17 protein-coding genes are annotated in these 23,829 nt (G+C 52.1%); 7 read left to right on the forward strand and 10 right to left on the reverse strand.

Features of this window, described 5'->3' with window-relative positions:
* Positions 1-9 precede the first annotated feature (9 nt).
* The 7 genes from IE055_RS06200 to ribA form a co-directional block, all read right to left on the reverse strand.
* Positions 10-1,905, reverse strand: coding sequence for a hypothetical protein (locus IE055_RS06200; RefSeq protein WP_189400351.1), 1,896 nt, complete (start codon positions 1,903-1,905; stop codon positions 10-12).
* Between the two features lie 65 nt (positions 1,906-1,970).
* Positions 1,971-2,963 (reverse strand): hypothetical protein, encoded by a 993-nt coding sequence (locus tag IE055_RS06205; RefSeq protein WP_189399157.1) that lies wholly within the window; start codon positions 2,961-2,963, stop codon positions 1,971-1,973.
* A 15-nt stretch (positions 2,964-2,978) separates the two neighbouring features.
* Positions 2,979-4,631 (reverse strand): hypothetical protein, encoded by a 1,653-nt coding sequence (locus tag IE055_RS06210; protein WP_189399158.1) that lies wholly within the window; start codon positions 4,629-4,631, stop codon positions 2,979-2,981.
* A gap of 30 nt (positions 4,632-4,661) precedes the next feature.
* Entirely contained in the window at positions 4,662-5,342 is a 681-nt protein-coding gene (locus tag IE055_RS06215; protein ID WP_229794171.1) for a hypothetical protein, read from the reverse strand.
* Positions 5,343-5,407: 65 nt separating this feature from the next.
* Complete coding sequence (locus IE055_RS06220; RefSeq protein WP_189399160.1) at positions 5,408-7,306, reverse strand: WD40 repeat domain-containing protein; 1,899 nt, start codon at positions 7,304-7,306, stop codon at positions 5,408-5,410.
* 20 nt (positions 7,307-7,326) lie between these two features.
* Entirely contained in the window at positions 7,327-8,670 is a 1,344-nt protein-coding gene (locus tag IE055_RS06225; RefSeq protein ID WP_189399161.1) for a hypothetical protein, read from the reverse strand.
* A gap of 3 nt (positions 8,671-8,673) precedes the next feature.
* The gene (ribA, locus tag IE055_RS06230; RefSeq protein WP_189399162.1) at positions 8,674-9,963 is read right to left on the reverse strand and encodes a GTP cyclohydrolase II RibA; all 1,290 of its coding nucleotides are present in this window, start codon (positions 9,961-9,963) and stop codon (positions 8,674-8,676) included.
* A 636-nt stretch (positions 9,964-10,599) separates the two neighbouring features.
* Here ribA and IE055_RS06235 point away from each other — a divergent pair.
* From IE055_RS06235 to IE055_RS06245, 3 genes are all read left to right on the forward strand, one after another.
* A complete protein-coding gene (locus tag IE055_RS06235) occupies positions 10,600-12,354 on the forward strand; it encodes a flotillin family protein (RefSeq protein ID WP_189399163.1) in 1,755 nt (584 codons plus the stop codon).
* A 109-nt stretch (positions 12,355-12,463) separates the two neighbouring features.
* Positions 12,464-12,997, forward strand: coding sequence for a DUF4124 domain-containing protein (locus tag IE055_RS06240; protein ID WP_189399164.1), 534 nt, complete (start codon positions 12,464-12,466; stop codon positions 12,995-12,997).
* Between the two features lie 135 nt (positions 12,998-13,132).
* Entirely contained in the window at positions 13,133-13,336 is a 204-nt protein-coding gene (locus IE055_RS06245) for a hypothetical protein (RefSeq protein WP_189399165.1), read from the forward strand.
* Positions 13,337-13,503: 167 nt separating this feature from the next.
* On the opposite strand, the gene IE055_RS06250 is transcribed toward IE055_RS06245, so the two are convergent.
* The 3 genes from IE055_RS06250 to IE055_RS06260 are packed head-to-tail and all read right to left on the reverse strand — an operon-like array spanning position 13,504 to position 17,801.
* Entirely contained in the window at positions 13,504-14,430 is a 927-nt protein-coding gene (locus tag IE055_RS06250) for an alpha/beta fold hydrolase (protein WP_189399166.1), read from the reverse strand.
* 16 nt (positions 14,431-14,446) lie between these two features.
* The gene (locus tag IE055_RS06255; protein ID WP_189399167.1) at positions 14,447-16,213 is read right to left on the reverse strand and encodes a M28 family metallopeptidase; all 1,767 of its coding nucleotides are present in this window, start codon (positions 16,211-16,213) and stop codon (positions 14,447-14,449) included.
* A 22-nt stretch (positions 16,214-16,235) separates the two neighbouring features.
* Entirely contained in the window at positions 16,236-17,801 is a 1,566-nt protein-coding gene (locus IE055_RS06260) for a WS/DGAT/MGAT family O-acyltransferase (RefSeq protein WP_189399168.1), read from the reverse strand.
* Between the two features lie 180 nt (positions 17,802-17,981).
* On the opposite strand from IE055_RS06260, the gene IE055_RS06265 reads away from it, so the two are divergent.
* The 4 genes from IE055_RS06265 (at position 17,982) to IE055_RS06280 (ending at position 23,825) form a co-directional block, all read left to right on the forward strand.
* Positions 17,982-19,766, forward strand: coding sequence for an HAD-IB family hydrolase (locus tag IE055_RS06265; RefSeq protein WP_189399169.1), 1,785 nt, complete (start codon positions 17,982-17,984; stop codon positions 19,764-19,766).
* 12 nt (positions 19,767-19,778) lie between these two features.
* Positions 19,779-22,085 (forward strand): glycerol-3-phosphate 1-O-acyltransferase, encoded by a 2,307-nt coding sequence (locus IE055_RS06270; RefSeq protein ID WP_189399170.1) that lies wholly within the window; start codon positions 19,779-19,781, stop codon positions 22,083-22,085.
* Positions 22,086-22,097: 12 nt separating this feature from the next.
* Positions 22,098-23,102, forward strand: a complete 1,005-nt coding sequence (locus IE055_RS06275; protein WP_189399171.1) for an NAD(P)H-dependent glycerol-3-phosphate dehydrogenase — start codon at positions 22,098-22,100, stop codon at positions 23,100-23,102.
* 186 nt (positions 23,103-23,288) lie between these two features.
* Positions 23,289-23,825: a hypothetical protein gene (locus IE055_RS06280; RefSeq protein WP_189399172.1), complete on the forward strand. Its 537-nt coding sequence runs from the start codon at positions 23,289-23,291 to the stop codon at positions 23,823-23,825.
* Positions 23,826-23,829: the final 4 nt, after the last annotated feature.

Genomic DNA, 23,829 nt, shown 5'->3' on the forward strand with positions numbered 1-23,829 from the left:
TAACGGGCGTTACTCGCTGCCCGCGTTGACTTGATTAACTTTCAAATAGTTTTGAGCACGCTTGATGAGTGCTGCTGGAGAGGCTTCTCCCAGTGTGTCTGCGTTGAATCCGGTGCCACCTTTGGAAAAGAACAGAAAACTGAAGTCCACACCAGCTTGCTGCGCCTGTCCGTGACAGCCCATGCAGCCGCCCATGGTGACTGACTCCGAGGCAGAGATAGTGACATTGGTCGCATTGGCGCTGATATAGCATACTGGGTCATCACCACCATGATTGGTGCACGTACCACCACAGCGTGTGCCGCCCCATTGGTATGGACCCGCAAATAAAGCACCGTCGACGCCCGGTTTAGGTTGATAGCTCGACGCAGTGTAGCCGCGAGGGACCGCAATGGTTTGACCGGAAGCCGGCCAGTCGACGCCATCCTCAAAGTCCCCACAGTACGGTTGCTCCGTTGGCTTACTGCTCGGGAATGGGAAGCTGTCGGTGGCTCGGTTGTTGATAAAGTCCGTAGCTGTGAGTGCCGCACTGCCATCCCCCGGACCAATGACCCCGCCCTTGAACAGTTGTACGCCGGGCTGGCTGCTCTCGATGACATTGTTGGCCAGGTAATAATCCAGTGTTGCTGCACTAGGCGGCTGACTCGGATCTTGTTCATTGACCGGAATCGCCTGCACACCTTTTAGATGATAGTACTGCCAGACGGAGTCCTTAAACTGCGGCGAGTTCGCCATTAAACCATGTACATTTTGGTTCACCGAGGTAACTGCCGTGGTGATTGTCGGAGGTTGGGTGACGGTAATTGGCCCCGCATGCCCTGCTGGTAACCCGTCGCCAACCGGTAGATTCGCATTCGCTACTGGGAGATTTTCAGTTACTAAGGTACCGGACCCGTTGTTGATCACGGCAACTGGGGATGAGCCGGTGGCTGGATCATAGCCCAATGACGTGTAGTCGGTAATGTAATACAAACCCGTTGGCTTGCCGTTGGGCAGTACTAGATTGTCCTTATGCTCGAAGGTGGCGAAGATAAAGGTCGGGTAGTTTTCAGTCTTCTGAATGATGTGTAGACCGACCAGGCCAAACGTGCCGTTATTGGCCACCGGCGCTTCTTCGGTGCCGGTGTAGTACACCGCCTCGGCAGTATGGTAACGCGATGCATCCACACCGGGTGTGATCATGCGCCATGCGGCTTTGACTTCGACGGAATTGGTTGGAAGATTGGTCGAAGAGTTTGCATTCAAGCTCTGCCCATAGTCGTATTCAATCTGATTGACTTTAGCTTCAAACAATAACTGCGTATCGTCGTAAGGATTGGTTGATCGGTTCGGCGGATTTTTGGGGAAGAAAATAATGTTCTGACCGATTTGTGAGGACTCATCTAAGTTGTTGTACAACTGGAGCACACCGTCGCCAAAAGACGGTACCTTTGAACCTGACTCAGATGCTGGCGCAAACACATAATTAGGGCTCTTTGCGAATGGTAAGGTTGGACTCGGTGGTGTGCTGTAATGCGGGAACAGTTCGGTGCGATGTGCAAACGTCTCCCAGACCAGCAGATTAGTACCGATTTGTCCTGTTTGTTTACCGCTGGCGTAAAAATTTGGGTTGCCGGAAGTCACAAAACTTTTCGTTGGATCCGGTTTCCCGCGATTGGCTGGGAGTGCACCGGCTGGCGAATTAAGTGCAATAAATTCGCGCCAAGCGAAGTTTGCCAGTGCCGCATGGTCCAGTTTGTCACCAGTGAACTCGGTGGCGATCTGGGGCCCGTTGGCGGTAAGGTCCGCCAGGGTGATGGGTCGCCCGTTGTCGTCAGCCGCATAGGCCGGTGCAGACAACAGTGTGAAAGAGGCTGCCATGCTGAGCATGGTTCGCCGTACCTGTTGGTCTATGATTGATTTCATGTTCGTTCCTCGTTGTTGTGCGTTTGCACGCGATAAAAGTGGTTATTCACACGGGTGGCAGGTGGTTATTGCGTGGCGTCTGATGGCTCCTCCTTGCGCCAAGTATCGCCGTTGGACCAATGAATTCGCTGGCTGTCGTAATCAAGCTGACCCTGCATGGTTTGTTCACCGGTCCGTATTTCAACCCAATTTCGAATCAAGGCGCCGGTGCCGAGCGCGGTATCGAACTCCCATGTAAAGCGCCGATACTCAGTGGGATTTTTAATCGTTTGGTGACTGATTTTGTGTCGGACACCGGCCATGTTGACCCAACTTCCTTCGAGTGGAAATACACGTTGCCAACCAATATAGTCTGACCAGTGTATGGCGGTTGAATCGAGGTCGATGCCGCCTTTGGTTTTGTTGTCTGGAAACGGTTTGTCTTTGGCGTTCACGTACCAGATTTCGGGGTTTATCGTGCCCGGCACACCACCGATGTCGACTTCCAAGTTATGGCAATGAATGACTTCACGGGCTTTGTTTTTAATGGATATCCAGTCGCCCTCTAGGTGTAGATGTCGCCGCCAGATGTCGCCATCGGACCAGTGCAGCAGGTACCCATCTCGACTGACGGCTGCGGTTTTGACGGAATGCGTTTCCTTGTGCACACAGCTCAGCGTATGTCCGGTCAGAGTACCAACAAGTTTGGCACCCAGGACCGACTCGGCCTGCGTCATTTCCACTGGCGAGTTGCGTTGCGCCAGGGTGTGCAATTGCTGGAATTGGTCCTGCCATACGCCAGCCAGGTCCACGGTTCGAATATACGCATTCAAACCGTGGTCGCCAGGCCAGACAATCTCGCCATTTTCGTACTGCGCCTGTTGGTCGTACATGGTGACTACACCGTCGGCCGTGACTGTACCGAATCCGTCACCAGCCCAAAGTCGATCGCCTTTCTGCCATATCGTGACGTAAGAGTCGATCATTTGTTGCGGACGTAACGGCAGTTGCACAGGGCCAACCAAAGGCACCAAGTCGATCCATTGTCCAGTTAAATTGGGGAGCTTATTCGTTGTCATGGCTAGGCCTCGTGGCTACTTCTTAGGCAGCGGTTGCAGCGCATCAAATATATGGCTGATTTCCACGGCCTCGGTGGCATTCTCGGCACCATGGCACCCAAAGCAGTTCAGCGGAGTAAAGTCATCTTTACATATGGGAGGAAACTGAAAGAACGTTTCCATCGTGGTATTCGCAAGCTTTAGAGAACCGCGCAGGTCAGTACTCTTGCCGTCCTTGGGAATCTGACCTTCTGAGGTCCATACGCCGCCAGTCTGGATGTAATTTCCGCGCACATCTCCGAGCTCCAGCTGTGATAGCACCGAGACATTGATCGACGCGAGATCGGTGTTATTCGCCAAAGCGCCGGTCAACGATTGATCATTACCCCAGGGGTCGACACGAAGAACATCGATCGTGCCGATTTCTTGTCCGGCGATATTGACGATGCATTCCGTGTTGGTATCGTCTTTACTGACTCGTTGGCATTCTGGGTCAGGGTAATTGTCACTTTTCTCATAGGCTGAGACCCTTGCATTGGCGGTGATTGCCGTGGGTTCGGCGCCGTCCTCCTGCATAAAATTCCAGGTGCCAGAAGCGTCATAAGCCTGGGTGCCCTTACCCGTGGCGGTCAGGTATTCATACGCTGCATCTGGCGCATTGCTGACGTGTTCAAAGGTCGACCAGATCATTTCCGGGTGGCCATTGACGGTGCCAACCACGTGCATACCGACCAGCGCCAGCGTGGTTTCTTTGGTGCCGACGATGGGCCATTGTTGCTTCTTAGTCTTGGTGTTGATAGGCGCTCGATCGAATACTGGCACTACTGCGCGTTCGGTGACGTAAGTCGCTTTTCGTTGCGGATCGATGATCTGGTCCAGCTCAATCCAAGACGTTTTTAGTTCTAATGCCAGCGCAATTTTGTCGTAACCCAATGGGTAGCCATAGCTGTCGGCAAACTCTGAGACTACGTCGAGTTGATCTTTGGTGGCTGGAAAATTGTTATGCGTGCAATGTTCCAATTGTTTGCTACAAAAAACATTATCCTTCGACGCACAACTTTCGTACTGCGCCAGACAAGCCGGATCTTCCTGGCCTGATAACCAACGTAGTCTGTCGTTGAACGCGCCCATTTTTTTGCCGGTGGTATACAGCGCAAACACATCATTCACATGCAGGCCGTAGTACACCAGGGAACCGGTTTGCGACACGAGGACGTCAAAACCGCCAGCTTGACCAAGTTCGATCTGCTCATCGGTCTTGGCTTTACGAACGCCTAGTCGCAATAGTCCGCCGGGCAAAAACTCACGTTTACCATCTTCTTCCACAGAGATATTGTAGAAACCAGGCGAGGTATTAAATACATGATGCACACCTTCACCGGAGGTCAGCCACAAAAACATTTGTGCGCCCCATTTATAAAAGTCACAGCGCGTGTTGTTCTTAAAGTCGGCAAAAATTGGCGCTAAGCTGTTGGCGGGTTTCACCCAGCCGTTGGGCGTTACTTCATCGCCCGCAAACCATGGCGAGATATCTGCGGTACAGCTTGGCTGTACGTCGCTGGGCAAACGTGCAGCCTTTACAAAGTTGGATTGAGCGACTGCATTGCCTGTCCAGATGATTGTCGTTAGCAGCCAAGCTGCGGTCAGCCAACGGTACTGGTATCTGGTTGATTGATATGCTGAGTTCATTTTGATGCTCCTGGTGAGTTGTCTTTCGGGTTATTGATATGCGGGTGGCGGGTTGAGTTCGTTGAGTAGATTCAGATCGTCCTGGTCATGTTTGAGTTGATCGACTAGGGTTGTGAGGTTGCTAACCATGGCATGCGCAGGAAACGGATTTTGCTGACGACTTGCCGCGTGTAACGGTTTGGGTCTTAAGCCCAATTCATGTAATAGCGTTTGTTGGGTTGTCGATTTGAGTAGGTCTTCGTAAGCTAGACGTGTCACGGGGCCAGCAAGCTGAGTTTCGAGGCCTTGATAGAATTTCTGGTTGTGGGTCACGGCGGCGCGCAGTCGAGCGTAATCGACGTGCACTTGAATTGGCGTGGTGGCTGTCTCAGTGGTGCGGTAGTCTTCCCAACGGCCCGTGTGTTCAGCAATTAAACGGGACAAGTAAGCCTTGAGGGCGCTGCGACGGCGTAGGACGATTTTGTGAATCGTCGGGTCTTGGCATAGCTGCTTACGCAGAGCTGGTTGTTGTGGGTCGGTGATCTTAAAACCGAGCCAGTGATACCCAAGATTGTGCCTCCACACTGCTTCAAGAAATGCCGCTGGGTCTGCATCGCGCGCCAACAGGCTGCCGAGGTCGAATTGCGGATCGTCTCGCAATGGCAGCGCAGTGAATATGCCCGACGGATTAAACAGCTCGTGATGGCACAGCACGTCCGGGTGCGAGTGCATCAGTGTGCACAGCAGGTTGCTACCGGAGCGAGGTGTGGCCAGGATCACGAAGCGGCGCATGACGATTATTCGAACGCCGGACTGTTGAGTCGTTGTTGCATACTGCGCAGGCTGTTCAGGGTTCGCAGCGTTTCACCGTCGACTAAGTAGATCGCACCGTCGTATGAAGATACGGTGACCTCACCGTCGTGAATGGCGATCCCGCTGATGCCGTTTTGTGCGATGCGTCGACACAAAACCTCTTCGGTGCGTAGGTCCACGCGTAGTAGCTCGCCCCAGTAATTGGTTACGATTACCACGTGATCGTTAAGAAATTCCAGCGCCTTGGGAGAGCGTCGACCCAAGCCGATATTTTGGCGCAAATTCCCTTCAAACAAACCGTGGATTTTGACGGTAAAGTCACGTCCGGCGCTGGCGACTAATTCACCATTGGGTGAGATCGCCACATCATCAATGATTGCCAGATGACCGGGGTAGTCTGCGATTTGTTCGCCGTCGAACTGCCAAGCCGCCAGCTTGCCGTCGGCACTGCAGCTCACACCGATCGCCTGCCTCGGATGCAATGCCAGCGCTTTAACTGCATTGTCGTGTACGTGGATATCACCTTGGATCTGACCATCGGCGTTGGTATGTACGATGGCGCCGGTGTAACAGGCCACAAACAAATCCCGATTGTAATTCGGCTGATCCGCGACCCGAATGCAGTTGATCGGCCCTTGGTTGAGGTTGGTCGAGAAAATTTGTTGAATCCGGCCGGAACGCACTCCGTAACGCTGGATCGATTGGTCATGCGTTCCCGTGAGAATATCAAATGCACCTGACTGTTGAGATTGGGTCGTGGTGATCGCATTCATCAGGACTCGCCCTGACTCGGGAACATGCGTATGGGTCCATATTTGTTCTTGACGTGTCAGTCGACCGACACGGATAAGGCCATCGTCCGAGACCGTGGCAACCAAGTGTTGTGGTAGCAGAGCCACGTCGTTAAAGCAGGCATTACCAGGGTGTAACTCGTCCTCGGCACCTTGACCGTACTCGTCTAGACGAGCGCCAGAACGGGCATTCCAGCGCACCACCGTGCCATCGAATGTGCCAGCATACACAGACTCGCCTTGTGTCGACCAATTGAAAGAACGTTCCCAAGTGCCGGGATGCGGTGTAAGTTCGACTTTATTTTGTAGGGTCTCAGCATCCCAAATGACAATGCGCTGATCATATGCGGCCGACAAAATATCACCGTTGTCTGGGGAGCAGGCGACTTTTTTGATACCGGCATCATGCGCCTTGATCTCATGGGTGAGTTCGCCGCTGTCGATGTTAAATATTCGTACTACGCCGTCGTCGCATCCTAAAACCGCGCGTCGGTTGAGTGGGTCGATTGCGCAAGTGTCCGCTTCGGTGTCGAACGGTCCCAAAGTTTTCTCAAGTTTACGCTGTTTGAGATCCCAGATGCGCAGTGTCATATCATCACCGGAAGTGTAGAGCTTGCCATCGAGGTATGTGATCGATAGCGCATCCTGTTCGTGACCGAGAAATACGTGTTCGACCGCACCGGTATCCAGATTCCAAAGCAGTACGCGCCAATCACGCGATACGGAGGCTCCGAGATGGTCATTGATGAAGATGAAATCCTCCACGTCGTCACTATGACCTTTGAGCGTTCGGCGCAAACGGCGGTTTGTCAGGTCCCAGATAGCGATGGTGAAATCGGAGGAACAGGATGCAGCTAGGGTGCCGCTTTGGTTGACGCTGACCCGATTCACTAGATGTGCATGGTAGCCAAGTAACTCAACTGCGTGCGAGACGGTATCAAACAAGGCCACCGCGCCGTCATACGCAGATGTGATAACCCAGGCGCTGTCGGGTACGTGACAGGCACACGTGACTGGGCCACGGTGGCGTGTGAAAGTGTCGTCCGTGGAGAACTGTGTAGCGAGACTGTCTGATGTGTGCGAGTTAAGCATAGTGGTATTTCCGTATTTGGTTAAAAGCGCAGGTTGTATACCGACTTGGCATACGGTTTGAGTTCGTCAGATAGCTGTGTGTCGACCGTGTGTGCTATTTGCTGGCAGTGTTCTGCGGCTGAAATGTTGTTGACCGGCGCATTATTGTGGTCCGCACCAAACAAGGTGCTGCGGGGCGCGTGGTTTGCAATGGTGCTGATCCAATGTTGGAATCGAGCACGGCGCTGCGGAATGCTGAGTAGCCAATTGCTGCTGATGGTGAAAAAAGCATTGCTCCACCATAGAATGACACCTGAATCGTCGTTGAGGCGCGCAATCACCGGTGATGGGTCGTGTACGACATCGCAGTGAATAAATTCAATATCCAGTTGTCGATGCGCATTCCAGAGCTCGGCGAAACGCTCAGCGCCGCCCCAGTGTTGAAGCTCGGCCTGCCATAAGGCATCCACATCTCGCCAGTCAATTTGTTCAACGTTCAGCCCGTCCCAGAGCTGGTAAAAGGTGTCTGTGCCGGGGTATTCGGACACCACCTGGCGACAGAAAGCTGGATAATCTCGACCATCCCAGTCTCGGATCATGCGTTGGCGAATTTCGAGTGCGCGTTGACTGTAGTCAAAAAAAGTAACTTTGGTGTGTCTATCAAAGCCACGTCGAGCGAGCAACATCAGGGGCTTGAAACCGGCAGCAACACACAGCAAGTGTGAGACCGGTGGTGAGTCTGGCTGTTGCGGCGCAACGTCATCATAGGCTTCGATATTCCACAGGAAAACGCCGTTACGACCGCGTTGTAATTGTGTGTCGAGACTGCGAAAGAATGCGTTAGCGTGGGGTTTTGATGGGCGCGCGACGTTCACAAATTTCGTCACTAGCTCGTCGGGCAATGGCGGAATCTGAGATGGGTCGAGTTGCATGATCCACGCTGACGTCACCTTGGTATTCGGGGCTGTGCGCAAAAGCTCAGCATAGTGTTGTAAATCAAACAAAAGACACGCCGTGTCAAGCTCTGTGCGTCCGTTGGTCTGCCGCGTATTGGCGCAAATTAGCGCGTCACTTTGGTCGAAATAGGTGTGTACGCATTGATGAAAGTCGGCACAGCCCCAATGTGGTAGTTTCCAGACTTCATTAATAATGACGCCCGGTGAGAAAACGACACACGCGTCGTAGCCATTGGTCAGAGCACGTTGCAGAATCTGGTCGATCTGCGGTGATTCGATTACTTCGCCTTGGTAGCCAAAGCGCAGCCAAGACAGAGTCAAATCACGCAATGGCACTGGGTGCGATACATTGTCCGGCGCACGGTCATCCAACCACAAGCCATACGCGATCTTTTGTTGCGGCGATCGTTTTGTTAGTTGCGCGGCCATGTCTTACACCGCACCGGCTGCAGACGCCACAGACCGTGCGGTCTGGGCCTCGGTCTGATATCGGTGTTCGGGTAGATAGCTCAGCAGAACCCCCTGACCTAATGGCGATGCCTGCATTGTCTCAGTAGGTAGACCTGGAAACTGGTCAGACAGCATCGCTTGCGCCGCATCGGCTGACTGCGTGCGCACATAAATCGTCATCTGATCGACCATGTTTTGCCGTATGAACGATTGCAGCAAGGTCAGCCCGCCTTCGACCAGCATGCTGGTGACCCCTTGTTGATAGAGTGCGTTTAAAGGCGATTCGAGTTCGCGGTTGGAGGCTTTGATACGAATGCAATTGGTACGAGGACTCTCGGCTACGCCGACCACAAAACTGCGGCGCGCATCAGGTACGACTCGACAAGGCGTACGCCCAGCAAATATCACGCGGTCTGGCTGGCGTTGTGGCCGGCGACCGAGCCGACTGGCGCGCGCCGTTAACTGAGGTTGGTCTAAGGTCCAAGTCCGGGCACCGACAACGACGGCCGCGTAACGTTCGCGTAATTCATGCACGCGTTTCCAGTCCGATTCGCACGATAAATCGCATGCCTGCCCATCTGCTTGGTGCATGCGTCCGCGCGCATCCATGGCAAAATTTAGGTGCACATAAGGGCGTTCGTTACTAGGATGCTGGGTTTGGTCTGCATGATACAGATCGGCGTCGGTCAATAGATGTCCCATTTGCTCGCGTTTGGTTTCCAAGTATCCGACCGAGTGCGCATTGCTCACCGTAGGCACTGGAATCCGCGATTCGACCGAAAATCCAGCTGTGCGCAATGCCGTCAGTTTGTCAGGATTATTGGTAATCAGCTTTATTTTTTGCACACCGAGTTCCTGCAAAATAGCAATCGCGTCTTCGTAGCTACGATCATCTACGGGCAACCCTAGCAGGCTGTTCGCCTCGATGGTATTTGAGCCAGATTCTTGCAACGCATAGGCTTTGATCTTGTTGCTCAGGCCAATCCCTCGCCCTTCCTGTGGCAGATAAATAACAATGCCTGTGTGTTGCGCAATATGGGCTAGCGCGAAATCGAGTTGTTGCTTGCAGTCGCATTTAAGCGAGCCCATAACTTCTGCGGTAAAGCAAGCAGAGTGCAAGCGAACTGGCACTGCGCTGTCTTGATCTAGTAGCGGACTGATCATGGCCACAACTTCCTGTGCCAGATGGTTTTTGTAGATCCGAAACCGGAAGGTGCCGAACTCGGTTGGAAGGTGTGTTTCGGCCTGAAAATTTAATACTGTCGATGTCATGTAATATCCCTATAGTTCGTGTTGTTGTACTGGGAACTAAAAACCACTCGACGTTGCCAATAAGGTCACTCTGGCACAGCGTGTGATTGTTTGGTGTGGTACTTCTGCGAGCAAATGTAAATGTGCTATTCGACGGGGCAGTTCTGCGTAGATACCAGAGCACTGCTCCTCTTGTGTGTGGAATCCTTCTGTGTCCTGCGGCCACAGCTCGATACTCCTTTCGATGTACAGCATGATCCTATCCCCCCGAATAGAAGTCGAAAGACTGTTGTGGCATGGCACCAAACCGTTACCATGCGTTGCTCCATCATCCGGACGCAACGTGTACTCGGTTGAAGTATTGCGTTCCTGACTGTCAAAACCAGCATAGTCCTTCCGCCAGATACTGCTCAAGTAGACTTTAGTCCAAAAAGTAATGATCGTTGTCTTGGACGGTTGATCTCAGCCACTGTTCCGGCACTCCTAAGGTGATGCTCGCTGTCTTTTAGCCAAGGTTGAGGTCAAGATCGTGTCATAATTGACGCGAGTGGGCGGTGTTATTGGTTGTACAAAAACGATCTGCTGGAGGCGGTGGATATGGCAACTGGAATGGATCGCTCGCGACCCTCACGTTGACTGAATTGACACATCGATACTATGAATTTTTACACTATTGCCAGGTTCTTATTCGTCTTCACGGTCATGGTGGCCATGAGCGCGAATGGCTACACACAAACCATCGAAGCGGAAACCGCTGAGGGCAACGACGATGTGGTGACCGACGAATTGGAGATTCAGGTCGAGCGCTCTGCCGAGGAAATCGCGGCAGAGCAGGAGCATCAGTATTTGCTAAGTACTGGCGAGAGGCTAGCAGAACTGGAGCAACTCATTCGAGACGAAACCAAGTCTCTGGGGCAGTTGCTGACTACGGCAAAGCGCAACGACTGGACGCCGGAATTGGAAGCGGCGGTGGCTGAACAGCGGCGTCGCATCGCGGACTTAAAAAACAGTTTCGAACAGTTGGCCATTGGTGGTGTGAACCTGAGTCTCTTCAGCCTTGTCGAGGAGCCGAAGGACTGGCAGGAGGAGTTGACCTTGGTGCTCAAGCCGTTGCTTGAAAACCTGCGTGGTCTAACCGAGAAACCAAGGAAGATTGAGAACGTGAGGCGCGCGATTGAAGAGCAACGAATCACAATCAGCACGGCCGAAGATGCGCTGCGGAGCTTGGATAAGTTTGATGGTGAAAAACACTCCAAGCGTGTGGCCAGTGAGTTATCGCTGGTGCGTGATAAATGGGAGAAACTGAAAGCCGAAGCCACGCGCAGTAAGGAACTGGCTGAACTCGAGTTGCAAAATTTGGTGCGCGAGCAATCCAGTTGGTACCAAGCCTTTGCCGAGGGGTTCAAGAGCTTCGCAAGACAGCGCGGATTGACACTATTGATTGCGTTCGGTTTTGTGGTGCTCATCGTTTTGGTGTTCCGTGTGCTGGGAAACATTTTCAGTTCTCGGAGTAGAAACGACCCAAAACGCGCGCGACGAACCACCTATCGTATCTTGGCATATACGCAGCGACTGCTCATGTTTGTGCTGATTTTTGCGTCGGTTATGGTTGTGTTTTTCGTGCGTGGTGATGTGTTGTTATTGGCATTGATGTCGGTGTTGCTGTTTGCACTCGCCATTGGCCTGAAAAATATGCTGCCTCAATTTTTAGAGGAAAGCCGGATACTGCTAAACATCGGACGCGTCAGGGAGCAGGAGCGCGTATTGATCAAGGGCGTGCCATGGCGCGTGGCCACCATTAATTTTTATTCCAAGCTCACCAACCCGGAAATTCGCGGTACCTTGCGTCTCCCGTTGTCAGACCTCAAGTCTCTGACATCGCAGCCGTTAGGAGATCATCGTTGGTTCCCAAGCTCCATCGGCGACTGGGTGCTTGATGACGCCAATCGCTTGTATGAGGTCACGCATCAAGGGCCCGTGACGGTGGAGTTGCAAAGCGCGCAGCTAACCAGCAAGCTGATCCCCACTGAAGTGTATTTTGCTGCTGGCTTTGTGAATGTCTCAAAGTCCAAACGTATCCGCCTAGTCAGTGTTTTTGGTATTGATTATGCGCACCAATCAATTGCATTGGATGTGGTTCCAGATAAGTTTCAAGCCGGTGTTCTGGCGCATCTCGAACAAGCAAATATCGGCACCAACCAGATTGAGGTTAAGGTCGAATTCCAAGCAGCTGGTGCGTCTTCACTCGACTATCGAATTATTGTGTTTGTTGGTGTGGCGGCGGCGAAACATTATTACCGTATTGGGCGTTACATTCAGCAGGCGTGCCTGAGAGTCTGTAATGAGGAAGGCTGGGGCATTCCTTTCCCGCAACTCACGGTGCATCAAGGCACTGACATCAGCGTGGAATAGTGTTGCGACTGGGGCTTGCTGTTGTTGTAAACTATTGGCGATCGAGGTCACTGAGCACACGAATCAATTAGTAACTAAGGTAGTAACCAAGGAAAATGGAGAGAATGTTGTGAAACGTATTTTGTTTGTTGGTCTAATGGTTGTGGCCACGACGGTAGTGGCGCCGACGCTGAGTGCTGAAGTATATAAATGGGTTGATGATAATGGAAAAACGCATTATGGGCCGCGACCTGCGACGGCGGGTAATGGCACTGAAAAAACTCGGATCAAAAGCCAAGTGAATCAGAAGCCCGCTGAGACGAAAAAAATCGATGGTGAGGTGGCGGAGTTTGCTGACGTTATGGCTCGGGAAATATTGCGCGATAACGGTGACGCCGAGAGTGTGGATTGTGGTCGCTCAGTGCGCAATGCTCATGACTCGATCGACACCATGTTGTCGGTTGGCGAACGTAACTATAAAACGGGTTACTTGGCGGAAGCGCAGTACCGCGAGGCCAGCACCAAGCTGCGTCAAATAAAAACCCAAATCAGTGTGTCTGAGTGCCAAAGTGCGACAGGCAACACAGCTGGTTTTTACCAGTGCATGACTAACAACTATAACCACGTTGTCACATGCGGTAAGAAATACGATTACGGCGATTGAGTGCTGTGGGTTTGGAACCCGGCCGCGCCGTTGGAGTGTAAATGAATACCACGTAATTTTTGCGTGGTTGAGTCAGGTAAACTGGCATGCTGACCCTGTTCGTTCACGCAGACTATTATCACCGGTAACTGGATTATGAAAATTGTATTGTTAGTGATCTTTGCGTTCTTGTTTGCAGCATGCTCCCATAAAGGAACCTATGATGCCGTGCAGGCAGGTAAGCAGATGGAGTGTGCGCATTTGCCGGAGTCTGATTACGACGGTTGTATGCGCGAAGCCAGTCGTAGTTACGAGGATTACGACCGCGAACGCAAAGCGATACTCGATGACGAGGACTAACTTTGCCCACTGTCTAAAAGGCATTGCGTTAAGAAGTTAGGAAAAGAGTTGGTGTCTGTCAACAATTTAGTATTGCCCTGCATAGCTGACGAAGCAAGGTGGTCATGCCACGGAGTGTGATAGATGTCTCTCTATGATCTGGGAGCAGCGGCACTGCTTAATCTGGATTACTTGGTTTCGCCGTACACCGAAGACAGGAAGTCTGCCATTGCTTTACCGACCAATTCAGGGGCTTCCAATTGAGGTGCCTGGCCAACATGCTCGATAAGGATAAACGCCGCATCGGGTAGCGCCGCTTGCACCGCATCACGAATTTCTGCGGTTTGCTGTGGTTGGTGATTGCCCCATAACAGCAGCGTGGGCGCTGACACGGAAGTTAAATCAAGCGAGAAAGGTTCACTTTGATTGAGTTGTGTAATTTGTTGATTCAAAAATGGAATTCGTTGATTGAGTAGGTTGGCTTTGTGCTGCATTACCGGCTGCGGATATTGTGGCGGATTTCTGTACCGTGACTGGTACATGCTCGCAAAGTATGCAGCGTCGACTTGTAATGGGTATAGCTCGTATGGCGTTGCTTTTGTGAGTTGCAGCCCGTTACTGTTGAGCAGGATCAGGCCCTCGATTTTGTGCGGCGCTTGTTGGGCAAAATAACTCGCCAAGTGGCCACCTAAGCCGTGTCCGCCAATCACGAAGCGGTTGGCTGTGATGGCACCTAAAAACTGTGCTAGTTGGCGTTGTTGCCCTAGCAGTGAATAGTTGTTACCCGCTTTGAACTCGTTGGCACCATGGGCTGGTAAGTCTGGCAAGATAACGCGATAGTCCAAGGTCAATGGACGTACGGCAGTGACAAAGGCATTTTTGTCGTCACCCAGATCATGTAACAGGATCAGTGTGTGTTTATTATTGGGGCCGCCTTCATAATAATGCATTGTCGTATCATTCACCTGCACCGATCTCGGCTCCAACCCGGCGGCTCGCGCGGTAACAAAGTGCAAACCCTCCAGCATTACGCCGGGGTAGATAAAATACAAGGAGGCAGTGGCCACGCCCAGCAGCATCGCCAGGGTGGCCAGAAACTTCAGAATAGACTTCAAACCAATTCTCAGTTGATTAGTTTGTTGCTAAGCTGGCTTCGCGAATGGCTTTAAATTCGTTGCCTTCGGTCCATTGTGGTTGCGCATCACTATCGCTGATTTGAACGCCAATCACAAAATGAGCGTACAAGTCCTGCAGGATGCCGCCATTGTCCCATTCCGGATGAATCTCATCCGCCGCTTTGTGGTAGCGCTCGGCTAAATAGCGATCGGACTCTTGTTGGCCATACTCCGTTGGTTTACCGCGAATCTGCAGGCCCGCTTCTGCGTACAACATCGGTACACCTTTCTTGGCCAGATTAAAATGGTCTGAGCGATAAAAATAACCCTTCTCTGGCGTGGGCTCGGGGACGACCGTACGGTTCTGTGTGGCGGACACACGACGTAAGTAGTCATCCATTTCTGAATTGCCATAGCCAACCACCACGATGTCGTCCGTCGCACCGATCGTCGACATGCCGTCCACATTGATGCCCGCCACGGTTTTATGCATTGGGAATGCTGGGTTTTCAGCGTAATGCTTGGAGCCTAGTAGCCCCGACTCTTCCGCCGTGACAGCAACAAAAATAATCGAACGTTCTGGCGCCTGCGGCAGTGCTTTGAAGGCTTGTGCCAACTCCAGTAACGCTGCGGTACCGGTAGCATTGTCTTGTGCGCCGTTGAAGATTGCATCCGCGCCTTCCGGTACCGATTTCTTGCCAAGATGGTCCCAATGCGCGGTGTAGATAAAGGCTTCGTCAGCGTTGCTGCGACCTTGAATAACGGCGCCGACGTTGTATGATTTTGATTGACGACTCGTTAACTCGAGTGTCGATGACGCGGTGGATTTTAACTCGACCGGTTGGAAACCTGGTTGCGTCGCCGCGCTTACCATCGCCTTGTAATCCAAGCCATTGCTGGTAAATAACCTTTTTGCTGCTGGTTCGGTGATCCAGGCTTCGACTGCGAGATTGTTTTGATTGCCATCTTCGGTTAACAGATAGTATTGTGCGCCCGACCAACTGCCACTGACGACTTCCCAAGGGTAACCTGCGGCGCCATCTTCATGAATGATAATCGCACCGGCGGCGCCTTGGCGCGCGGCTTCCTCGTATTTATACGTCCAGCGTCCGTAGTAGGTCATGGCGCGGCCTTTAAAGAGTTCACCTTCAGGTGTTCGATAACCCGGATCATTGACCAGGATTACGGCCGTTTTTCCGGTCATGTCGAGCCCCGCATAGTCGTTCCAGCCATATTCCGGCGCCACAATGCCGTAGCCCACAAAAACCAGTGAGGATGAATCTAACGCTTGTTTGTTACCAGTACGCGAGCTGAACACGACCGAGTCTTGTTGATAAGCCAAGGTTTGCTCTGAGCCATCTGCGTGAGTCAGAGTGAGTGTAGGCGCGTTGGTGACGGTCAGTTCCATTAAATCCACTGCTTGCCGATAGCTGGGTTTGCCATTCAATTGAAAAGCGGGTTCGAGTCCCAACTCAGCGAATTGATTTTCCAGATAGGAGACGGTTTTTTCGCCGCCTGGCGTCGAGGGCGCTCGCCCTTCAAACTCGTCCGAGGCCAAGACACGTACATGCTGCATAAAGCCAGCGTCGTCGATTTGTGTCGCTGCTGCGTCAATTGCATCGGCCGTGTTCAAATTTTCAGCAGGGCTTATTGCCTCGGTGCTGGTGTCGGCTGCCGGGGTCGGTATTTCGGCCTGTTCAGCCGGTTTGCATGCCGTCAGTGTATAGGCTGCTATCAGTGAGACGAGCAGCGCCTTTGTTGAAGAGGGAGTGTTGAATGTCATAAAAGAGATATCCTCGTGGAACTTATTTTTTGGCAGCACGTTTGCTTGCCTTCTTAGTGGATTTTTTCTTGCTCGACGTGGTTTTTTTGGAAACACGCTTTTTGCTGCTAACCTTTTGACTGACTTTCTTGGTCGGTGTGTTGTCCGCTTTGGTGTCCATTGCTTGGACTGCGGCGGCACTTAAGTCTGAGAAACTTTCACGAATGCACTGCATAAAAAAGTCGACGTCCGGCATGGTGCGTCGGCAGGAGGTCGCGCTGAATGACATCCGTCCGTCATAGCTGGTCACGGCGATAAACAATCCCATGCGGTCGGCTAGCGGACCGAGTCCCATTTGATGAACCAGTTTTGCGCCATTCATATACACCGGAACTTGCGGTCCAGGTACATTCGAAATGCACACATTGGTCATTCGACCAGCCATTTCAGAGCGCATCATCAAGCGCGCTGCGAGTAATTGCGTACTGGCCGGAATATGGCGAGTAACGTCGGTCATTAAACGGGCTGAAATGCCTTTGCGAGCGGCTTTCTGTTCTCGGGTTTCCGCATGAATCGCCGCCAGTCGCTCGACTGGGTCAGCGATATCTGTGCGCAATAAGGGCGACATGGTGCTGATGTTATTCCCGGGATGGTCAGTCTCTGACAGACTCCCTTTCGAAGCACGCACATTCACTGGCACGAAAGCTCGCAGGGACTCTGAAGGCAGTTCTTTATGATGACCAAGGTACTTGCGCAACGCGCCCGAACAGATTGCCAATACCATGTCATTGATCGTACAGCCTTTGACCAGTCCCCGCAGTGGCTTAAATTCTTCCAATGAAAAAGACGTCGAATCAAACACACGATGCGGCGATGTCTCGAGATTAAAGCGTGTGATTGGTACCGTGGTTTTGGCTTCCTGCTGCTTCTCAGTGATCTGGCGTTTGACTTGCTGCACAATGCCTGGCGCATAACGCATAAACGAATTTGCCACTTGCATTGGTGAGCGCACGTAGTTGATTAAGCCGCGCGCCGACATCTGAAACGGGGTTGGTTTCTCATAGCGATTCGAGTTGACCCGCTGTTTAACCGGCATCACCGGCGTGCCTTTTTGGTCGATGTCCATCAGGCCGCCAAAAAAGTTGACGATTGCCATACCATCCGCGGCTGCATGGTGAATTTTAGTTGCCACCGCATACGCTCCGCTCGGGATGCCGGGCACGTTATCGATTCCCTCGATGACGTACATCTCCCAGGGCGCGCGCTGCATATCCAGAGGGCGAGAATGAAAGCGTGCTAAGTGAATGCACAGTTGGCGCCAGTCAGCAGGGTGAGGCAGGCGGCCATGACGAATGTGATACTCAATATCGAAGTGCTCATCATCGACCCAGTATGGGTAGTCGAGTTCCAGCGGCACATGGTAGATACGACGCTTGTATATCGGCGACGTGTGTAAACGGCTGCGTACGTGTTCAATAATTTCTTTGAAACGTACCGTGCCGCTCGGTGCCGTAGACGGGTCGAAAATGGCCACCGAGGTGACTTGAGACAAACTCTTGTTGGTCTCCATGTATAAGAACTGAGCGTCTTGCGCGGAGAGCTGTTGCATGAGTAGTGATCGGTTGATGATGGTCAGACCTCAATCTTACTCCAAAATGCGGACCGCTTGCGAACTCTGAAGGGACGTGGGCCAAATACCGCACACGGTCGTTCTTGTAAATACGCTGGGTTGCGGTAGTATTGGATCAACGTCAAATTAAAACGCTACCAACGTGCCTTGAGGGCATGCATGAATCTCTATAGCAAAGTTACCAAAGAAGTAGATGCAGCGCCGGAAGGACCTCACATCGGGGCTTTCTTTGATTTTGATGGAACAGTTATCTATGGCTATTCCGCGTTTACGTATTTGCGCGAGCAAATCAAGCGTGGTGATGTGACGCCCAAGCAGCTGCTGGAACTGGTGCGTGTAATGTCTGATTTTGGACTGGGAAATATGGGTTTCTCAGGGTTAATGGCGGTGGCGTCACAGTATTTATCGGGGATTGACGAAGCGGAGTACCTAGCCTTCGCCGACAGTCTGTATAAGAATCATATTGCAAAACTTATCTATCCAGAGTCTCGGGCCCTCATCGAGGCGCATTTGCGCAAAGGCCATACGGTTGCATTGATTTCTGCTGCGACGCCGTACCAGGTCATGCCGGCAGCGAAAGAGCTTGGTATAGACAATGTGTTTTGCACGCATCTAGAAGTGATTAATGGTAAGTTTACTGGCGCGGTCATTAAGCCAACGTGCTATGGCATGGGCAAAGTTGATGCGGCTGAAAAATTGATTGATTCACATGGTGTGGATATTCGTCAAAGTTTCTTTTACAGCGACAGTGATGAAGACATCCAGTTACTTGAATTTGTCGGTCGTCCGCGCCCGCTAAACCCGAATAAGCGGCTGCGCCGTATCGCCAGTGGACGTGGTTGGCCAGTGCAAGATTTCAACAGTCGTGGCAGTGCCTCAATTTTTGACTACGCACGTACCTTTGCCACCCAGATGAGCATGATTACGTCGTTTGCGGCTGGAATCCCGATCTACGCATTGACGGGTTCGATGAACAAGACGCGCAATTTTTCGACGTCGTTATTTGCCGATACAGCATGCGCGTTGACCGGAATTGAACTGGATGTCACCGGCGAAGAGCATGCCTGGTCGAATCGGCCATGCGTGTTTGTGTTTAACCATCAAAGTCAGGCGGACGTGATCATTCTACCGACCTTGCTGCGCCGTGACTTGGCGGGCGTCGGTAAAAAAGAAATCGGTGATGTCCCGGTCCTCGGTAAGCTTATGCAACTTGGTGGCACGGTGCTGATCGATCGCGAGAATTCGAAGTCCGCGCGTGACGCCATGAAACCACTGGTGGATGTGCTGCAAAAAGAGGGCCGGTCAGTATGCATCGCACCCGAGGGGACTCGATCTACTTCAACCAACCTTGGACGCTTTAAGAAAGGCGCGTTCCACCTGGCCATGCAGGCCGGTGTGCCGATAGTGCCAATCGTGATTCACAACGCCATTGACGTGGCACCACGTGGGCAGTATGTGTTTCGTGCTGCCACGGTCAAGGTGACGGTGCTGCCGCCGGTTGATACCCGTCGCTGGAAGGCCAGTACTATGAATCAGCACGTCGAACAAGTACGCGATATGTTCTTGGTCGAGCTGGATCAGATGCGCTTTCAACCAGACCGTAAAGAGTCTATGCAGGCTGCGGAGCGCGCTGCTAAATTGCGCGCACAGGCACGGCAGCGTGCACTGGAATTAAATGCTCAGCGCACTGCCGATGAGGCATTGACGACCAGCACTGGTCCTATCAATGAATCGCAGCCAAGGTCAAAAACAACGCGTAAGAAAACCTCGCTTAAAGGTTCAACAAGGCAGACCAAAGTAAGCGACGTTGAGCAGAGTGCGGCGGTTACCAATGGACTCGATGTTGGTGCGACTACCGCAATCGCATCCGCTAACCCTGCGCCGCGACGCCGGCGTAAAAAGCGACCCGCAGTGAAGGTGTCTGCACGCACACTGGAACCATAGTCGGGTCGATGCATGAGTAGCAATCCCTGGCAAAAAATCAAGGCCGAGCAAGTTCTGTTTGTAATCGATGCGGCACATGCGGTCGAAGAACAGCTGCTGTTAGAGTGGCTCAGTAATACTAAATCACAGATAGGCTATGCCGGTACGGTGAGTCATTGTGTGGTACCGATTGTGAGCGACCCGGAAAATATTCCGACTGAGGGTTTGAATATGGCCTTGCAGGTCAGTGACGAAACCTTAGTCGTGCCTGTGCGTGTGGTTTGGAAAACCATGCTCGACAACAGCAATCACGGGCCGCGTTGGCGTGATTTGCTGCGCGGTAACCCTCGTAGGCCGGGGTTACGGCGGGCACAAAAGATACTCGACGACGATCCTTCGCGTGCGTTTTGCATTATGGGCAAGCCTGCGACGCTGGCAGATCTGAATGCTCGCTATGCTGCACGACGAGAAATAGCCAGCGTCAATGAAAACTTGGCGGACTACGTTGCCGAGCAGGCCAGTCTGGCACTTGAGGTGGCCGAACGACGTTTACGCGGTACGCGCTACAAAGTACCTCGCCAAGTATCCAAGCAGGTACGCGCAAGTGACCGCTACAAAGTCGGTATTCAGGCGATTGCCACGTCGACCGGGGAGTCAGAACAGGCGCTGCGACAAAAGGCGCTGACCTATTTCAAAGAGCTGGTGGCCTTACCGCATAACTTCTGGCAAGACGTTGCCGCGTCTTTTAATCGGTGGATTATTTCACTCGGCTATGAAAACAAGCTGGTGATCGATCTGGAGAAGCTGGAAACCTATCGCACCATCGTTCGCGAGCATCCGACGGCGTTGCTATGGACTCATAAAACGCATATGGATGGCGTGACGATGCAGTCTGTCCTATTTGAAAACGATTTTCCACCACCGCATATCATGGGTGGTATCAACATGGCATTTGCTGGTGTTGGTTTTTTGGCTCGCCGTTCAGGAGCGATCTTTATTCGACGTTCGTTCCAAGACAACCCGCTGTACAAGTTGGTGTTGCGTAGCTACCTGGCATACCTATTGGAGAAGCGCTTCCCGCTGACCTGGTCATTTGAGGGTACACGATCTCGCGTCGGAAAGCTTATGCCGCCCAAATACGGTATGTTGAAATATGTGATGGAGGCCATGCAAGACTCGGATGCCGATGACCTGCATATCATCCCTGTGGCCATCAACTACGACATGAATAACGACGTTAAGGACTATGCCGCAGAACAGGCCGGGGGGATTAAACGCCCTGAGTCGCTGAGCTGGTTTATTTCATATCTGCGGCGTATGCGCCAACCTTTAGGTCGTATCTACGTGGATTTCGGCGACCCCGTTATCGTCAATAAAGCGGCCTATAACAAAGACCCTTTGGCATTGCAGCGCACGGCGTTTCAGGTTGGCGTTGAAGTCAATCGGGTGACGCCCATTACGCTCACCGCCTTGATGTCGATGTCTTTGCTCGGTGCAGCACCGAGAGCGCAGACCATAGAGGAAATGCAGGACGATATGGAGGCGCTACGCGCTTGGTCATATTCGCGCGACATCAAATTCACCAGCGATTTCGACGACGATAACCAGCAACGCATGCTTGAGCTGATCGACAATATGGTCAGCTCCGGCTTGATCAACCGTTATGATGAAGGGCCCGAGACCGTCTATGCCGTGGCCAACGACCAACAGGTAATGGCAAGTTATTACCGCAATACCATTGTGCACCACTTTGTGTCCAAGGCGATTGCGGAGATGAGCTTGCTGGAAGCCCTAAATCAACCTGATAACAAGCTGGCGGCTTTTTGGCGCGAGGCAAACTACCTCAAAGACATGTTCAAGTTTGAGTTTTTCTATGCACCAACGGAGCAATTTCAAGCTGGCATTCGAGCCGAATTGGCGCATTTTGAGCCGGACTGGGAAGCCCGTATCGAGGAGACCGATTTTATTGCTAACTTATTGCGCACCATGCGCCCTTTGGTTGCACACTGTTGTTTAAAGCCGTACCTGGAAGCATACCGGATCGTGGCGGATGTATTCAGTCGGCTTGACGCACACGAGACTTTGGATGAAAAAGCGCTGCTGTCTGCGGCGTTTCGGTATGGTCGTCAGGCCTATATGCAGCGACGTATTTCCAGCAAAGCATCAATCGGCGAAATTTTATTTAAAAATGGGTTTAAACTACTCGACAGTTACGGCTTGGTAGCGCCTGGTGGTGAGGCCCTAAAAGAGCAACGTAAACAAATCAGTAAAGAGTTGCGCATTCGTGCGCATCGAATTGAAAGAATAAGAGCATTAGCCATGCCGAATGATCTGGATTAAGGAGACTCGACGGTGAGTAAACTCAAAGTTGGTTTGATTGGTGGTGGTTCTTGGGGAACCGCTGTCGCGTCGTTGATCGCGAAAAATACCGATGTCTCGTTATGGGCTCGGAGCAAAGAAACCGTCACTGAAATCAATAAACGTCATACGAATAAGAAGTACTTACCCGACGCGGTATTGCCATCGAACTTGGTGGCACATACTGACTTACGCGCCGTTGTCTCTGTGGCCGACGTGCTGGTCATGGGCGTGCCTTCGAATTCGTTCCGCGACGTATTAAAACAATTGCGCCCTTTTGTACGCCCTTGGATTCCGATCATTAGTCTTACCAAAGGGTTGGAAAGTGGCACTGATTTAAGAATGACTGAGGTGATTCAGGGTGAATTGCCCGGCCATCCGGTTGGTGTATTGACCGGACCAAATCTAGCGCGTGAGATCATGGCGGGGCAGGCAGCAGCCAGCGTCATTGCGATGGTGGATGATATCATCGTGCAAGAGCTGCAGAAGATCTTCAACAGTGGTTTGTTCCGGGTCTATACCAATGATGATGTTATTGGCTGTGAGTTAGGTGGCGTGCTGAAAAATATCATCGCCATCGCGGTTGGTATGGGAATCGGCTTGGGTGCTGGCGACAATACCCGTTCTGCGCTCATCACACGTGGGCTTGCTGAGATCACGCGTTTAGGCGTGGCGATGGGCGGGCGCGCAGAAACATTTTCTGGCCTGACCGGCATGGGCGATATGTTGGCCACATGCATCAGTGCGCAAAGCCGGAACCACCATGTTGGTGTGGAGCTGGGTAAAGGACGGCATATTGAGGACATTATTAACGACATGGTGATGGTGGCTGAAGGCGTCAAAAGTGCACCGACGGTGGTTAAACTGGCCGCACGCTACGGTGTCGAGATGCCTATTGCGCACGATGTGCACGAGGTGATTGCCGGGCGTCGAACCGCAGAGCAGGCATTCTATGGTTTGTTAAAGCGTAAGGTCGGCGCTGAGATTGAATCGGATTAAATATTGTTCGTAGTCACTGGATCGAAACGCCATAGTCAGTATACTTGCGCCATTCCAAAGACGAGGCCGAGTGGCTGCTATTGCATGTAATCCGGTTATCGTCAACTGACTCAATGTGCACGGTTTGCTAAACAAGGCGTGCGGTGCTTTAGGACAAAGCACCAACCTAATTTTTGTATAAATATTATGGCTTTCAAAAATAAAGTGCTGCCCGCGCTGATGCCTTTGATGCTGCTGTCAGCCTGTCTGGATGGTCGCACCGGTGGAGCGCATTCATTGCCCGACTTGGACGGTATCTATGTTGGGAATTGGCAAGCCGCGTCGCAGTTCGAATCTGACGCGGTATCTAAAAAAGTGCTCGACAGTAATGTCATTATCCACGGCAACAGTGTCACTGTCACCGATGGTCAGTTCGTGGCCACAGGTAGATTGCGTTCGGATCAGAACTTTGAAGCGACCACTGGACCGCACTTCTCCTTACAGGATGATGATACGCGCTGCACCGGTAAACTGGTGTTCTCCGGTTCGGTCGATACTGCCGTAAACGACCTCGATGTCGAAGCTATTGTGGTCGGAAAAACGCAAGGTTCGCTGAATTGTGTGGCGGACGGTGTGCCGATTGTGGCCACCTTAAGTGGCCATTTTGAGTCTGTCAAACAGCAGACCATCAGCAAGATCTTCGTGCCAACAGTGAGCTTGCTGGACTTGCTAAAACACGTATAGGCAA

The sequence above is a fragment of the Arenicella chitinivorans genome (genome assembly GCF_014651515.1).
GTDB lineage: Bacteria > Pseudomonadota > Gammaproteobacteria > Arenicellales > Arenicellaceae > Arenicella > Arenicella chitinivorans.

Bases quoted from the DNA above. Each gene is read 5' to 3' on its own strand.
- IE055_RS06200 (WP_189400351.1), bottom strand. From the start codon at position 1,905: ATGAAATCAATCATAGACCAACAGGTACGGCGAACCATGCTCAGCATG.
- IE055_RS06205 (WP_189399157.1), bottom strand. From the start codon at position 2,963: ATGACAACGAATAAGCTCCCCAATTTAACTGGACAATGGATCGACTTG.
- IE055_RS06210 (WP_189399158.1), bottom strand. From the start codon at position 4,631: ATGAACTCAGCATATCAATCAACCAGATACCAGTACCGTTGGCTGACC.
- IE055_RS06215 (WP_229794171.1), bottom strand. From the start codon at position 5,342: ATGCACTCGCACCCGGACGTGCTGTGCCATCACGAGCTGTTTAATCCG.
- IE055_RS06220 (WP_189399160.1), bottom strand. From the start codon at position 7,306: ATGCTTAACTCGCACACATCAGACAGTCTCGCTACACAGTTCTCCACG.
- IE055_RS06225 (WP_189399161.1), bottom strand. From the start codon at position 8,670: ATGGCCGCGCAACTAACAAAACGATCGCCGCAACAAAAGATCGCGTAT.
- ribA (WP_189399162.1), bottom strand. From the start codon at position 9,963: ATGACATCGACAGTATTAAATTTTCAGGCCGAAACACACCTTCCAACC.
- IE055_RS06235 (WP_189399163.1), top strand. From the start codon at position 10,600: ATGAATTTTTACACTATTGCCAGGTTCTTATTCGTCTTCACGGTCATG.
- IE055_RS06245 (WP_189399165.1), top strand. From the start codon at position 13,133: ATGAAAATTGTATTGTTAGTGATCTTTGCGTTCTTGTTTGCAGCATGC.
- IE055_RS06255 (WP_189399167.1), bottom strand. From the start codon at position 16,213: ATGACATTCAACACTCCCTCTTCAACAAAGGCGCTGCTCGTCTCACTG.
- IE055_RS06260 (WP_189399168.1), bottom strand. From the start codon at position 17,801: ATGCAACAGCTCTCCGCGCAAGACGCTCAGTTCTTATACATGGAGACC.
- IE055_RS06265 (WP_189399169.1), top strand. From the start codon at position 17,982: ATGAATCTCTATAGCAAAGTTACCAAAGAAGTAGATGCAGCGCCGGAA.
- IE055_RS06270 (WP_189399170.1), top strand. From the start codon at position 19,779: ATGAGTAGCAATCCCTGGCAAAAAATCAAGGCCGAGCAAGTTCTGTTT.
- IE055_RS06280 (WP_189399172.1), top strand. From the start codon at position 23,289: ATGGCTTTCAAAAATAAAGTGCTGCCCGCGCTGATGCCTTTGATGCTG.